Source organism: Methanobrevibacter curvatus (assembly GCF_001639295.1).
In the GTDB taxonomy this organism is placed as follows: Archaea; Methanobacteriota; Methanobacteria; order Methanobacteriales; family Methanobacteriaceae; genus Methanoflexus; species Methanoflexus curvatus.
The window spans coordinates 1-15601 of the sequence record NZ_LWMV01000198.1; the positions used below are offsets into that span (position 1 = coordinate 1).

9 protein-coding genes are annotated in these 15601 nt (G+C 25.9%); 2 read left to right on the forward strand and 7 right to left on the reverse strand.

What is annotated here, in order from left to right; genetic code table 11:
• Positions 1–245 precede the first annotated feature (245 nt).
• The 4 genes from MBCUR_RS07935 to MBCUR_RS07950 all read right to left on the reverse strand — a co-directional run bounded on the left by MBCUR_RS07935 (position 246) and on the right by MBCUR_RS07950 (position 7886).
• Positions 246–5477, reverse strand: coding sequence for an Ig-like domain-containing protein (locus tag MBCUR_RS07935; protein WP_169805821.1), 5232 nt, complete (start codon positions 5475–5477; stop codon positions 246–248).
• 153 nt (positions 5478–5630) lie between these two features.
• Positions 5631–5840, reverse strand: a complete 210-nt coding sequence (locus MBCUR_RS07940; RefSeq protein ID WP_067092346.1) for a hypothetical protein — start codon at positions 5838–5840, stop codon at positions 5631–5633.
• Positions 5841–6505: 665 nt separating this feature from the next.
• Positions 6506–7510 (reverse strand): alpha/beta fold hydrolase, encoded by a 1005-nt coding sequence (locus MBCUR_RS07945; RefSeq protein WP_067092348.1) that lies wholly within the window; start codon positions 7508–7510, stop codon positions 6506–6508.
• A gap of 136 nt (positions 7511–7646) precedes the next feature.
• Complete coding sequence (locus MBCUR_RS07950; RefSeq protein ID WP_067092350.1) at positions 7647–7886, reverse strand: ferredoxin; 240 nt, start codon at positions 7884–7886, stop codon at positions 7647–7649.
• 535 nt (positions 7887–8421) lie between these two features.
• Between MBCUR_RS07950 and tes the strand changes: the two genes are divergently transcribed.
• Positions 8422–9915 (forward strand): tetraether lipid synthase Tes, encoded by a 1494-nt coding sequence (gene tes, locus MBCUR_RS07955; RefSeq protein WP_067092353.1) that lies wholly within the window; start codon positions 8422–8424, stop codon positions 9913–9915.
• Between the two features lie 117 nt (positions 9916–10032).
• Here the strand turns inward: tes and rimI are convergent, their stop codons facing one another.
• Positions 10033–10485: a ribosomal protein S18-alanine N-acetyltransferase gene (rimI, locus tag MBCUR_RS07960; protein WP_067092355.1), complete on the reverse strand. Its 453-nt coding sequence runs from the start codon at positions 10483–10485 to the stop codon at positions 10033–10035.
• 223 nt (positions 10486–10708) lie between these two features.
• On the opposite strand from rimI, the gene MBCUR_RS07965 reads away from it, so the two are divergent.
• Positions 10709–11854 (forward strand): class I SAM-dependent methyltransferase, encoded by a 1146-nt coding sequence (locus MBCUR_RS07965; RefSeq protein ID WP_067092357.1) that lies wholly within the window; start codon positions 10709–10711, stop codon positions 11852–11854.
• 19 nt (positions 11855–11873) lie between these two features.
• On the opposite strand, the gene MBCUR_RS07970 is transcribed toward MBCUR_RS07965, so the two are convergent.
• Both MBCUR_RS07970 and MBCUR_RS07975 read right to left on the reverse strand, forming a co-directional pair.
• The gene (locus MBCUR_RS07970) at positions 11874–12236 is read right to left on the reverse strand and encodes a hypothetical protein (RefSeq protein WP_084269638.1); all 363 of its coding nucleotides are present in this window, start codon (positions 12234–12236) and stop codon (positions 11874–11876) included.
• Positions 12237–12279: 43 nt separating this feature from the next.
• Positions 12280–15360: an Eco57I restriction-modification methylase domain-containing protein gene (locus tag MBCUR_RS07975; RefSeq protein ID WP_067092359.1), complete on the reverse strand. Its 3081-nt coding sequence runs from the start codon at positions 15358–15360 to the stop codon at positions 12280–12282.
• Positions 15361–15601 lie beyond the last annotated feature (241 nt).

A 15601-nucleotide genomic window follows, 5' to 3' on the forward strand; every position in this document is an offset into this window, starting at 1 on the left:
GTATATATTATATTTTTTATTAAATAAATGATTTACTATGAAACAGTTATAATAAGAAACATTTTAATCTAAATAAACAAAATTAATTAAAAAAAGTTGATGAAAATAAAATATTCCAAACAAAATAATAATAATTAAAAATTAGATTTAAAAAAAAAAGGAAAAAAGAAAAAAGAAAAAATTGTTAAAAAATAATAAAAAAACAAAAAAGAATTGAAAAATAGCAACAATAAAAAATAAATGTTTTATCTGTAAATTGTTACTTTAATCTTCTTGGAAATAGCAGATTTATAGTATTTATTTCCTTTAAATTTAATATAAAGAGTAAAAGCTCCTTTAGTACGCCATTTAGTATAGAAAGTAGCTTTACCTAAAGAATTTATAGTTGCAGTAAACCATTTTCTACCAGCGGAATAAAGATAGACTTTTTGCTTTTTAATAGCTTTTTTAAGACTAGATTTAAGAGTTATACTAATTTTAACTTTCTTTTTGACTTTTAGTCTTTTTTTAGCTATTGTAAAAGTCAATTTAGGTGTGTCTTTAGCCAATGTCAAAGTTTTTTTGTTAGAACTAATGCTGTAGTAGTTTGAATCTCCAGTAAACTTTGAAGTGACATTGAATTTACCAACAGTTTTACTATAGTAATTAAAAATAGCTATTCCTTGACTATTTGTAGTGTTAAATCCAATTTTTGTGTTTCCACGGCAGAAATATACTTTTTGACCTTTAATTGCTTTATTTTCGGCATTTGTAAGATTTGCAGTGAATTTTACCAAATATCCATATTTAACTGAGGATTTGGATATTTTTAAAGTCATTTTAGTTGGAAGTTTGACTTTAGAAGAATTCCTTAAATATAAAGAATCACTATATCCATAAATAATGTCTTCTAGTTCTCCTTTTCCTTCAAAAGTAGAGTTATCAATAGCCATATAACCCGTATTTGAACTATAAATAGCTGAACCATAATCATTACCAGAAATAAGAGAATTATTTACAAATTTAGAGTTGCTAATTGTAGCATTCTTATTTCCATATTCAATTGCACCACCACGACTTTTAGCAAGATTTTTTTCAAAAATACAATTATTAACCTTGATATTCCCACTACTTACAATTGCTCCTCCACTGTTATTGTTAGCCTTATTGTTTTTAAATGTAGAATTAGAAACAGAAAGATTACTGTATTGATAATTATAAATAGCTCCTCCTCCATCTTGAACAATATAATAGCCATTTCCATTTGCTACATTTCCAATAAATGAAGAGTTTTCAACAGTTAATTTACCATCATATGAATTTACTGCCCCACCATTAACTCCAGCAATATTATTAAAGAAATTTGAATTTTTAATTGTGGTATTGCCCACATAATTGTAAACAGCTCCACCACCATACTCATCACCAACAGGTGGAAGTATTTCAGCACGATTACTGGTAAAATTAGAACCAACTACAATCAAATTACCTGAATTATAATTATAATTATAAATAGCTCCACCACGATAGTATGCAGAATTATTATTAAATGAAGAATTTATAACTGTTGCATAACGATAATTAGTAATTGCGCCACCATCGCTACTATCATGATTATTAACAAACTTACAATTTATTACAGTTAAATTCCCATAATTTAGAATTGATGAAGAATAAGAGTTGCATATTGTAATGTTTATTAAAGTCAAAGAGCCAGAAGAAACATAAAAAGCATAAGATCTATTTTCACAATCAATTATTGCATTAGGTTTACCAATAATTGTAACATTCTTATTAATGATTATGTTAGTGTTATTTATTCCTTTAAATGTTCCACTATTTAAATAAATAGTATTAACAATAGCTAATGCACCTTTAATACCAGAAACATTATTAGAACTTATTGTTAAAGAACTAGGAGCAGGATTAAATGGATTTACAACTATTGATTTTGAAGATGAATTTTTAGCAGAATATAAATTATCACCATCAAAAGAAGCAAAAACATTAAAATTGCCAATAACAGTGAAATTACGACTAAAAACAGCTAACCCTTGAGAATTAGTAACATTACTACCAACCAAACTACCATTAACATAAAATTTAATAGTTTTACCAGAACCAACACTAGAACTACTATACAAAATAGCAGAAAGTGCCACCATAGAATTAACATTAATGTTGCCAACATTAGAACTCAAAGAAAGACTAGGAACAATTTTACCAACAGATACAGATTTAACAGAAGAATTCTTAGCAGAATATAAACTATCACCATCAAAAGAAGCAACAACACCAAAACTACCAACAGAACTAAAACTACGACTAAAAACAGCTAACCCTTGAGAATTAGTAATATTACTACCAACCAAACTCCCATTAACATAAAACTTAACAGTCTTACCAGAAACAACACCAGAACCACTATTCAAAACAGCAGAAAACACCACCACAGAATTAACACTAACACTGCCAACATTAGAACTCAAAGAAAGACTAGGAACAATTTTACCAACAGACACAGATTTAACAGAAGAATTCTTAGCAGAATATAAACTATCACCATCAAAAGAAGCAACAACACCAAAACTACCAACAGAAGTAAAATTACGACTAAAAATAGCTAATCCTTGAGAGTTAGTGGTATTACTACCAACCAAACTACCATTAACATAAAACCTAACAGCCTTACCAGAAACAACACCAGAACCACTATTCAAAACAGCAGAAAACACCACCACAGAATTAACACTAACACTACCAACATTAGAACTCAAAGAAAGACTAGGAACAATTTTACCAACAGAAACCAACTTAACAGAAGAATTCTTAGCAAAATATAAATCATCACCATCAAAAGAAGCAACAACACCAAAACTACCAACAGAACTAAAATTACGACTAAAAACAGCTAAACCTTGAGAATTAGTAAGATTACTGCCAACCCAACTACCATTAATATAAAATATAACAGCCTTACCAGAAACAGCACCAGAACTACTATTCAAAACAGCAGAAAACACCACCACAGAATTAGCAGCAACAGAAGCTAGATTTGAGTTTAAAGAAATTGTAGTAGAGATTTTAACTTTTGAAGAATTTTTTATGACTAAATGGTCACCATATCCTGAAATAATAACTTCTAATTCTCCTTTTCCTTCAAAAGTAGAGTTATTGATAACCATATAACCATCATTTGAACTATAAATAGCTGAACCATAATTATAACCAGAATTAAGAGAATTATTTACAAATTTAGAGTTACTAATTGTAGCATTGTTTCTTGCATATTCGATTGCACCACCACGACTTTTAGCCACATTTTTTTCAAAAATACACTCATTAACACTGATATTTCCACTACTGACAATGGCTCCTCCACTGTTATTGTTAGCCCTGTTGCTTTTAAATGTAGAATTAGAAACAGAAAGATTGCTGTATTGATAATTATAAATAGCTCCCCCTCCATCTTGAGCAATATACTGACCATTTCCATTTGCCACATTTCCAACAAATGAAGAGTTTTCAATAGTTAATTTACCATACGATGAATTTATAGCCCCACCATTAACTTCAGCAATGTTATTAAAGAAATTTGAATTTTTAATTGTGGTATTGCCTTTATAGTTGTAAACAGCTCCACCACCATAGTCATCATAAACAGGCGGAATTATTTCAGCTCGATTATTGGTAAAATTAGAACCAACTACAATCAAATTACTTGAATCAAAATTGTTATTATAAATAGCTCCACCACCATAGTATGCAGAATTATTATCAAATGAAGAATTTATAACCGTTGCATAACGATAATTATAAATTGCACCACCCCGGTCACTATCATGATTATTAAGAAACTTACAATTTATTACAGTTAAATTCCTAGAATTTACAACTGATGAAGAAAAAGAATTACATATTGTAATGTTTATTAAAGTCAAAGAACCATCATAAGAAACAGAAAAAGCATAAGAAATATTTTCACAATCAATTATTGCATTAGGTTTACCAATAATTGTAACATTTTTATTAATTATTATGTTAGTATTATTTATTCCTTTAAATATTCCACTATTTAAATAAATGGTATCAACAATAGCTAATGCACCTTTAATTCCAGAAACATTATTAGAATTAATAGTTAAAGAACTAGGAACGGGAGCTGCATTTATAACTATTGATTTTGAAGATGAATCTTTAGCAGAATATAAACTATCACCATCAAAAGAAACAACAACACTAAAACTACCAACAGAATTAAAATTACGACTAAAAACAGCTAATCCTTGAGAATTAGTAACATTACTACCAACCAAACTCCCATTAACATAAAACTTAACAGTCTTACCAGAAACAACACCAGAACCACTATTCAAAACAGCAGAAAACACCACCACAGAATTAACACTAACACTGCCAACATTAGAACTCAAAGAAAGACTAGGAACAATTTTATCAACAGAAACAGATTTAACAGAAGAATTAATAGCACCATAACTGGAATCACCATCAAAAGAAGCAAAAATTGCAAAGCTTCCTGAACTTGTAAATGTATGTTTAAAAGTAGCTACGCCAGCTGAATTAGTGGTACTTTGACCTATTAAAGTTCCATTTAAATAAAATTTAATGTTTCGCCCAGGAAGAACACCATAAGTAGTGTTTAAAACTGCAGAAAATGTTACAGGAGAATTAACTACTGTATTTAAAGTAGAGAGAGATAAAATATTGCTTGTGTTAACTTGTGAAAGAATAATATTATTGCTTAAATTTCCACTCCAAAGTTCGGCTACTTTAGAGGCTACAGGTTTTGCTTCTTGCTGTGGAGTTCCAGAACCATTGGTAAAAATACCTAATGAACCCTCAGAACCTATATTTGAATTAAATTCATTTGACCCTTTCCAACTCTCGTCCACAAGTTCAAAAATAAAAGATCCCGCAGAATTAGTATTTAAATGAGCAGATATTTCATTTAAAAGTGATTCAGTCCATTCAAGTTGTTGTTGAGATGTATTTTCACCAGATCCAGATTTTGAACTACGACCAAATTCAGAAAAAACTATTGGTTTAGCAGATGCAGAAAAACTTGCACTCCAGTCGGTAAATTTACCCCAAAAGCTATATCCAGAGTAAACATTCACCATAACTAAATCCAAGTTAGGCATGGAGTTGTAAATTATAACATCTTCATTTGTAGGAAGTTCACCATGAGCAGTGGCAACTAAACGGTTAGGACTAGCATTTTTTATTATTTTAGCTGTGTTATTAAGTTTAGTCATCCAATTGATTCGTCCTATAGTTTCATCTGCTCCAAACCATTCTGAGTAATGATAATTATACTCATTTCCGATACAATAACCTAGAATAGCTGGATGGTTAGCATAATGGCTTAAATAAGTAGTTAAAAAATCTCCACTCTCCTGATCAGCAACACCAACCATTATACTAATTCCATTTGCAGCAAAAGTATCTAACATTTCAGTAGTTTTTGTATAATTCACTTGATTATTTGAATCATATGCAACAAACAATCTGTAAGTTCTTATAGTGTTAGCATTAATGGCTTTTAATTTTTTTAAATCTTCCTTATAATAAGTATAAAATTGTTTGGAATTTTGATCTCTTGAGTAACAAACTCCTTTAATCTCATAGTCTCATTGTGAGCCATCAATGGATGTAATAATTATTTTATTATCGCTTACACTTGTGGATGCCACAGTTGTTGAATTTCTAACTGTAGTTGTATTGTTCCCATCAAAAGAAGGTAAATCTGTAGCACATACACTAGCCATTGTTAAAAAAACAAATAAAATTGCAAAAATAAGGATTATCTGCTTTGTTGCATTGAATTTATTACTAATCATTTTATTGCCCCCATAAAATATAGAAAAAATAAGCATCCATCAAACAAATGAAAGAAACACAATAAATTTTAATAACTTATCATGCCACATTTATAATATACTTAAAATCAAAAAAGAATCTGATTTTAGTTTAAGCAGTAGCAAAAAAATAAAAAATTTTAAAAAATAAAAAAAAATATAAAAAATATAAATATAAATAATAAAATAGAGTAATATAAAAAAAATTTTATTTATTTAATTAATTAAAATTAAATTAATTAAATAAAATTAATTAAATAAACTTAGTAATATTAAATTAAAAATATATACTTTATAATATTTATACCTATGCATGAACTGACAGACAAATTGTTAGATGAAATATTCAGATAGATTTCCAACATCATCATAAGGGACAATTTTTGAATCTAGCATTCTTATAAACTATTCTTTTCTAATATATGCTCGAAGTACTGAATTTTCCAAAAAAAGGATAAAATAAAAATATATTTGAAAAATAAGAAAAATCATAAGATAAATAATTTTAAAATAGAAAATTAAAACATGTTATATGTTAAAAAGGCATTAAAGTTGATTTTTTAAATTTTAAAAAAAAATACAAATAACTTTAAAAAAAAAAGTAAACTTTAAAAAAAAGATAAAAAAATATAAAAATATAGAAAAAATTATAAAAGTAGGTTTAAAAAGTCTTTTAAGTCATGTTCTATTTTAATAATTTCATGGCTACCTACATGACCTAATAATGAATCATAAATTACCAATTTAGAATTTTTTATTAATTTAGACATTGGAATAGCATCTAAATCTGGTGGGAAATAACAATCCTGATTAATAGCAACTATCAAAGTTTTAGCTATTATTTTATTTAATTTATCTTCAATATCATAATTTAAACAAGCATTGTTCCTATAAATTATGTCATTTCCATCTAAATTTTTGGCTTCTTCCTGCATTTCATTTAATGATTGATTTAATTCTTCATTTGTTTGATGATTTCGATAAAATTCCCAAGAAAGACCAAATGGTCCCATAGATTCATAAGCAACAGGAAGGTTTTTTAAAGGTTTGTTATAATCTCCATTATTATATTCACTATCAGCCATTATTATGTCATTCATTATTTTAAATAATGAATAATTATGACCTGCTACTTGATAAGAACTTACAATTGAAACTAAAAAATCCATGTCAAATGGATATTCACATCCCCAACTTAATACTTCAAACCCACCCATAGAATTTCCAATAAGCCCTTTAAGATGGTTTATATTAAATTTCTCAGATAAAAAATTTTTTTGAAAATTAACCATGTCCAAAATTGTATATTTAGGAAATCTATTCTTTAGTCTAGAATTTGATGGAGAGGAAGATTTAGGAGAACCTAATGTAGAAATAGATATAAAAAAGAATTTATTTGTATCAAATAGCTTATTTTCACCTATAATTTCATGTAAACGCCTAATTGACTTTGAATCTCCACCCCAGCCATGACAATATAAAATTCCATTTATAATCTCATTATTCTCATTTTGAATTGGTGTTCCTATTGTAGAATATTCAAGAGTCAAATTATTAAGTTTTTCACCTGAAACAAATGTAAATTCATTTAATTCATATAAATCAGTGGTTAATAATTCTTCAAATTCCAATAATTGTTTCTCTTCATCCATATTTTCATCTTTTGCTATAATTTCATCTTATACTCAAACCAATAAATTATATTTAAAAAATTAAAAAATAACTAATTAAAATATAACTATTAAAAAATAAATAATTAAGAATATTAAATAATTGAATTATTAATTATTAAACAACTCTTCTATCTTCATCATAGATTATTATGCACCCAGATGGGCAAGATTCAGCCCCTTCAATTGCACAATCAATGTCTTCATATTCTTTAAATGAAAATCCATCATCATCAATTTCGCCACCAATTAATTGGGCAAAATTATCCTCGCCTACTTCATAAATAGCTTCACATGCATCAATACAATTTCCACAGGAAATACACAATTCTTTTTCAATTTCAATCCTAAAAACCATATTTTCACCTTGTTTTATAATATTAATATTTGATGATTCTAATTAACACTTAGATAGTAATTAACTTAGATGATTATAATTAATATTTGATAAGATTATAGTTTAATATTGAATATATTATATTACTGAATACATTATATTACTGAATACATTATATTACTGAATAATTATATTACTGAATTATATTTAATATTGATAATAAAATAAATTAAAACTTTAGGACATTTTATATAATTCTTTAAAAAAGATATTGTATATAAATATTTTTATTTATAATGTTTTAAATAAAATAATTTAAAGAAAGTTGATAAATTTTTGTATAAATATAAAAAAAATTTAAAAAAAAAAGATAAATATAAATAATAATTTTAATAAATATTATACATTATAAATTTTAATTTATTGTTAAATTATTATTGAATTATTATTAAATTTTTATTATTGATATTATTATTATTGAATTATTATTAAATATCATGAAATATTTATTATACTTTTATATACCTATTTATTTTAAGAACTAAGGTGATTTTAATTGCACATTAAAAAAACAAAAAGTTTATGTCCAGAATGTTTAAAACCATTAGATGCAGAAGTCTATGAGGAAGATGGAAAAATAAAAATTAAAAAAGAGTGTCCTGAACATGGAAGTTTTGACAATACTTACTGGAGTGATGCTAGATTATATAAAAATGCAGATAAGTTCGTCCCAACAACAAAAGGTGTTGAAAATCCTCAGACAATAAATAAAACCGAGTGCCCTAGTGCTTGTGGATTGTGTCAAGAGCATGAAACCAGTACAATTCTTGGTTTAATAGATGTGACAAACAGATGTAATCTAAAGTGTCCAGTTTGTTTTGCAAATGCTGCTGTAAGTAAAAAGTTATTTGAACCATCTTATGAAGAAATTAGAACAATGCTTAGGAATTTAAGACGATTAGAACCTGTTCCTACCCCAGCTATTCAATATGCTGGTGGAGAACCAACAGTTAGAAAAGATATTGTTGATTTAATTAAATTGGCAAAAGAAGAAGGGTTTTCTCATACCCAAATAGCTACAAATGGTTTAAGAATAGCTAGAAAAGAAGAATTTGCTCAAGAATTAGCTGATGCAGGATTAAACACTGTTTACTTACAATTTGATGGTGTGACAGAAGAACCTTACATCTACAACAGAGCAAAAAATGTTCTTCCACACAAACTTAAAGCTATTGAAAACTGTAGAAAAGCAGGACTTGGTATTGTTTTAGTTCCTACACTTGTTAAAGGAATTAATGATGACCAAATAGGAGACATAATAAGATTTGCTATTGATAACATAGATATTATTCACGGAGTAAACTTCCAACCAGTTTCATTTGCAGGGAGAACTCCGGCAGACCAAGTTGAAAAACAACGAATAACCATACCTGATTTTATGCAGTTAACTAGTGAACAAACTGACAATCAAATAAAAGAAGATGATTTTTATCCACCTTCATCAGTTGAGTCCATATCAGATTTTATTGGTGCATTACAAGACAAAGATCCTTCAGTTATTCTAAACTGTCATCAACACTGTGGAATGGCTACATATATATTTATAGATGAGGATAAAATTATTCCTGTAACAAACTTTATTAATGTCGATAAGTTTTTAGAGTTCTTATCTGAAAGTGCTGAAAAACTAGACAATGGAGGTTTTGCTATTAAAACTCGTGTTTTAGCTAAGGTTCTTAAAAAGCTTCCAAAAGTTATAGATGATGAACATGCCCCAGAAGGATTGAATATTAAATCTATTTTAGGGTCTATCTTTAAAAATAAAGATTATCATTCCTTAGGAGACTTCCACAAAAAATCATTACTTATTTCATGTATGCATTTCATGGATCCATTCAATTTTGACCAAGACAGAGTTAAAAAGTGTGTTATCCACTATGCTGTTCCTGATGGACGTATAATTCCATTTTGTACAATGAATTCAATTTACAGGCAATCTATAGAAGATGAATTTTCAGTTCCAATAAAATCAGTAAAAAAATTCCATTAAAATTAAATTGATTTAATTTTTAATTATTTAAACTTATGAATTTTATTAAACATACTCAGTTTAAAACTTTTATGAATCTTATGGAGTTCTATTGATGTTAGGAATTTTATGGATACTTTAGTTTTTCTTAGGAGCATATTGAAGATCTAAAAGCATACGAATTCCATCTACTCCTTTTCCATAATATGAATGAAGAAAATTAGTTTCAACAAAACCTGCTTTTTTGTAAAAATTAATGGCTTTAACATCTGTAGCTTTAACTTCTAGTTTAATTTTATTTATTTGAAAAGCAATAAATAATTCAATGGCTTTACTTAAAAGCTTCCTGCCTACACCATTATTTTGATATTTTTCACTAACAGCAATAGATATTATATGACCTAAAAACTCATCTTTAATCCAGAATATAATGTACCCTATAACTTTATCATTCTCAACACCTACTAAAAATCCTGCTCCAATATTATAAAGTTCTTTTAAAATATTAATGTCATAAGGCAAATCAAATGATTCTTTTTCTATTTTATAAACCCTTTCTAAATCTTTAAGTCTAAATTCACGAACAAGCATTATAAACCATGAAAATAATTTTATTAAAAAAATCTAATTTAAAATCAATATACTTAAATATTTTTCAAGATAATATAAATAGTTAATTAAAAAACTTAGAATTTAAAATTTTTAAAAAAAAAACTAAAAAAAAACTAAAAAAAAATATAATTGTAATTATCATTATAAGTGTAATAAGATAAAATTAAGTACAATAAGATAAAATTAAATGCAATAAGATAAAATGTTGGTTGTTAAAGTTCCTTTAAATGGCATAAATGCTTTAAAAAACATATTAATGGAAAAAAATCTTGTTGAAAGAAACTATAAACTTCAAACAAAAGATGGTTATGGTTTTATTCCTGTTGTTAAACTAAAAAATTTAAACGAAATAAAACAAGAAATGGAAAAATCTTTAAATTACTCTCAAGAAATAAACTCAACAATTATTAAAGAAATAAAAGTAATTGATTTAGATGGTAAAAATTTGAATTTAAATGATTCGAATTTTAAAGATTTGAATTTTAAAAATTATAAAAAATCGCCATCAAGTGTTATTGATACATTAAAAGAAGATTTAGATGGAATAATATGTTCTAGTGAGCTAGATAAAATAAAAAAATCTTTTGATATTGTTGGAGAAATTGTGATTTTAGAAATTCCAGATGGACTTTTAAAGTATAAAAATGAAATAGCCATTGCTACACTTAAGTTTACAAAAAGGAAATCTGTTTTTATGAAAAAAGGGGCTGTTTCTGGAGTAATAAGAACGAGAAATTTGGAATTTTTATGTGGGGAAAATAATCCAGAGACAATTTATAAAGAACATGGTATAAAATTAAAATTAAATGTTAAAACTGTCTATTTTTCACCAAGACTTGGAAGTGAGAGGTTAAGGGTGTCAAATCAAGTGAAAAATAATGAAAAAATACTTGATATGTTTACAGGTATTGGTCCATTTCCTATTTTAATAGCTAAAAATCATGATGTAAATATAACTGCAGTAGACATAAATAAAGAAGCTATTAAGTATTTAAAAGAAAATATTAATTTAAATAAATTAAAGGGGAGAATATATCCTAAAGAAAGTGACATTTGTGAAATTGCTAAAAAATGTAGTAATGAAAATATAAAATTCAATAGAATAATCATGAATTTACCTGGATCAGCATTTAAATTTTTAGACTTATCATTTTCACTTATTGAAGATAAAGGGGTTATTCACTACTACGAATTTGGAAAAAACTATGAAGAAGGTAAAAAAAGATTGCAAAATATGGCTATTAAATTTAATAAAGAAATAGAGATTTTATCCAATAGAAAAGTTAAGTCAACCAGTCCTGGAATGTGGCATTTAGTCTTTGATGTGAAAATAATGGATAAAACTTAAAATATTAGTTTATATGTGATCATTTTTCTGAATAAAAATCAATAAGTTCATTAAATTCCTCTGTGGCATAAAATTCATCAAAAAACTCTTTAATATCTTTTTTAAAAGCAATTTTGCGAGATTCATGGTCTTTAAATTTTGAATAGTCTTTTGTTAATGTTAATTCAATAATTAAATCATCAGTCTCTAAATTAATTTGAGGAAAATCCCCTAAATCATCTAAAATATCTGATGAATATACAATATCCTCATCTAAATCCAAAGAATTGAACATCTCATTAGAATCAAAACTATCAGGATTATTATTACTATTGCTGTCATTATTCATATAACCATTATTATTATTATTATTATTATTATTATTATTGTCTTTATTTTCCATTATATTACCTGTAAACCAATGCGTGAAACTATAATTTGTTGAATTACCTATTAATCTTTTTTTCTATAACCTCAATCTCTTCATTTGTTAAATCATATAATTCATAAACTTTTTTATCAATTTCATTATCAATAACTTTGACATCTGTTTTTAATGAATGTATAAGATACTTACTTGAATTAAATTCTTTTTCTAGTAGTTCTTGTGTTCTTCTTGGAAAAATATCTATTTTTATTTTTTTTAATTCATTTAAAAACTCTTCAAAACTTAGTTCATAATAGTTATTGAGCTTTTTAGAAGGCTTTCCTATATCATATGTTCTAATTAACCAGTTATTGAAGTTATTTATTTCATCTTGAAGGCAGTTATTATATTCTATGATATTTTTTGATTTAGCTACAAAAAAAGATTGCTTTTCAATCGATATTCTAGGAATAGGTAATTTTTTTAAATTAGCTATTTTTATTTCTGAAAAAACTCTTCCTTCATCTGGGACTAAATAATTATAAATATTATTAATTAAACTTGAATTTAATAAACATAAAAAATATTCTAAAGAAAACTTACTTGAATCATTACAAATCATGTTATGAACACTATTAAGATTAATAAATCCATATTTGTCAATAGCCGCAAATATTTGACTGCTTGTTCGCCGAATAACAATTTTTTGTTGATTGAAATTAAATTTTGACCTTGGTTCTGCTAACCATTTTCCATATTTCAACCATTGATTATTGGGATATTTTATTTTATATGAATTAATGTTTCCTCCAATCAAATAAGGCTCATAATTTTCACCTATTTTATAAGTTGCAGAGTATATTTTATTATCTATATCTTCTCTACTTTGTTTGGGAGTGCCTTTGTTTTTTTGATATGGTTTTATACCTGTTGAAAATGTGCATAAATTCCCTAATTTTTCATTTTTATTAAGTAATTTAAGATAAAAAGAATTTTCATCCACATATGACAAAAATCCATCCTCATAATGTTCTTCCCATTTTTTTTGCTCTATTTTAACATATTTTTTATATAAAAATTCATCGATATTATTTACTATTTTGAAATTAATTTCACTAATATTATAGTATTTTTCTTTTTTATAACAAATAACCGAGCTTTCAGCAATAACATCATCAAATACAAAATATTTAAAATGTATTACCTGATTAATTGTATTGTTTGATATTAAAAATTTCCTTATTTTTTTAAAGTAAAACATATATAACCATGTTGAAGGAGTTATATAGCCTAAATAACCTTTTTCTTTTAGAATTTGGTTACCTTTTTCTAAAAATGCTACATAACTATTAATTTGATACTCTACATTTGAATATGTGTCCCTAATATAATTTTTTTCATCATCTGAAAGCTCTCCACCCCATGGTGGATTTCCAATAACAATATCAAAACCACCATTATCAAAAATATTCTTAAAGTTATTATTCCAATTAAAAGCTTTATCTTCAACAATAGTAAAATCATCTATTAATGAATTTCCGCATTTAATATTAGTATCTAAATTAGGTAATGGAACATCATTTTTACATACTTTTAAAAAAAGTCCTAATTTAGCTATTTCAATTGATTCTTGGTTTAAATCAACTCCATAAATGTTATTTAATAAAATATCTCTTCTATTGTCAATATCATCATAGATATAATCTAAATTATTTTTATTTGTGTTTTCATATCTAAATTCGTAAATAGCTTTGTGAATGTCTAATAGTATTTCTGTGGCTTTGTTTAAAAATGCACCACTTCCGCATGCTGGATCAACAATTTTAATATTTATTAATTTATTTTCTAGCTCATCAATATTATTTTGATGTTCTTTAATTAAATCATCAATTTTGTTGTTTTCATTGTTGCTTAAATAAGGAATAATTGTATTTTCACAGATATACTTTGTAATATAGTCGGGAGTGTAATAAACTCCTTCTTTTTTTCTTTTACTTGTTTTTTCATTTTTGATTTCTTCAATGTCTGTGATACTATTTTCAAAGATATGTCCAAGTATATTTACATCTAGTTGAGAATCAAAGTCAAAAGAAGATATGATTAATAAATTTCTGTAAATCTTATTTATGTTAGGATAATTTCTAAGTTCATGATCTACTATGTGTTCTTGTTCTAGAAAGCTCCACTTAAAAGAGATATCTTTATAAAAATCCTCTTCATCTACTTTGTCCCTAATTCTTAAATAACTAATGTCTTCTTTAAATAGCCCTCCATTAAATGCAGTTATGTCATTTTCTTCATTTCCATTGTTAATAAAATAAAATAATTCATTTAAACGATTCCATAATGTGTTAATAGCTAGAACTTTTCTTCTTATTGGAGTTAATATTTCATCATTTGTAGTGTTATCGGGTAATAAATCTTTATCTTCACAGAAACAAATGAAAATGTATCTATTCAATATTAATTGTGCTTTACTAATGGCTGTATTTTTATCTATGTCATTGGAATATTCTAATTCTTTAATTAACATTGATCTTGTTTCACTATATAGTTTATAAAACTCGTCTTCAATATTAAAGTCTTGTGCAAATAGTCCTTTTTTATCTAACAATTTATTAAGAATGCCTTTATTTAATATAGATTCTTTAGAGAATATAAGTAAAAATTCTTTGAATTTTGTATTGTCATGTTTTAAATCATCAAGTGTAAATAAAATATAGTTATGTTGTGTATTTGCATTGTATAAACGGAATTCATAGTAATTTGATACAATATACCATTCAATTGTGCTTTTTTTGCTTGCATAGTTAGATGCTTGTTCTACAGCACTTAGTCCCCCATAAGACTTTGTCAAATTAGTATCTGTCCCTTTTAATTCAATAGCTATATATGGCTCGTTGTCTTTTAGTATCATAAATTCTACATGTTTTTGACCTAAAGGATACTCAAACTTAAAGTCTTCATCATATTTATATCCTAATAATTTTTCCAATATACATTTTTGAAATAAAGGATAGTTGGGTACTTCATCACTTAGATCTCCAGTTTTATACTTTTTATACCATCTAGTTAAAGATTCTTTATGTTTATGTTTTATTTCAAGTTGTTTTCCGTGTTTAGATAAAGCATTTCTTAATCTGAGCAAATTATTTTTCATTTTATACACCTATAACTAAAATAAAGAATTAATATTACTGAGTAATGAATATTATTAAATAATGTAAATTATCTTTCTAGATTAATGTAATAGAAACATGTAAAATATTCAATATATTGTTAAGGCAATTTAATTCTAAATGTTTATATACTTTAAATTATATATTATAATAATATGAAACATAGAAAATTAGAACTCAGAGAAAATGATTATAATTCTTTAAAAAAGATGGTTAAAAAAG

What these genes read in the sequence shown, in the direction of transcription:
- MBCUR_RS07950 (WP_067092350.1), bottom strand. Translation starts at nt 7,886, where the DNA reads ATGGTTTTTAGGATTGAAATTGAAAAAGAATTGTGTATTTCCTGTGGA.
- MBCUR_RS07970 (WP_084269638.1), bottom strand. Translation starts at nt 12,236, where the DNA reads ATGGAAAATAAAGACAATAATAATAATAATAATAATAATAATAATAAT.
- MBCUR_RS07945 (WP_067092348.1), bottom strand. Translation starts at nt 7,510, where the DNA reads ATGGATGAAGAGAAACAATTATTGGAATTTGAAGAATTATTAACCACT.
- rimI (WP_067092355.1), bottom strand. Translation starts at nt 10,485, where the DNA reads ATGCTTGTTCGTGAATTTAGACTTAAAGATTTAGAAAGGGTTTATAAA.
- MBCUR_RS07975 (WP_067092359.1), bottom strand. Translation starts at nt 15,360, where the DNA reads ATGAAAAATAATTTGCTCAGATTAAGAAATGCTTTATCTAAACACGGA.
- MBCUR_RS07940 (WP_067092346.1), bottom strand. Translation starts at nt 5,840, where the DNA reads ATGATTAGTAATAAATTCAATGCAACAAAGCAGATAATCCTTATTTTT.
- MBCUR_RS07965 (WP_067092357.1), top strand. Translation starts at nt 10,709, where the DNA reads ATGTTGGTTGTTAAAGTTCCTTTAAATGGCATAAATGCTTTAAAAAAC.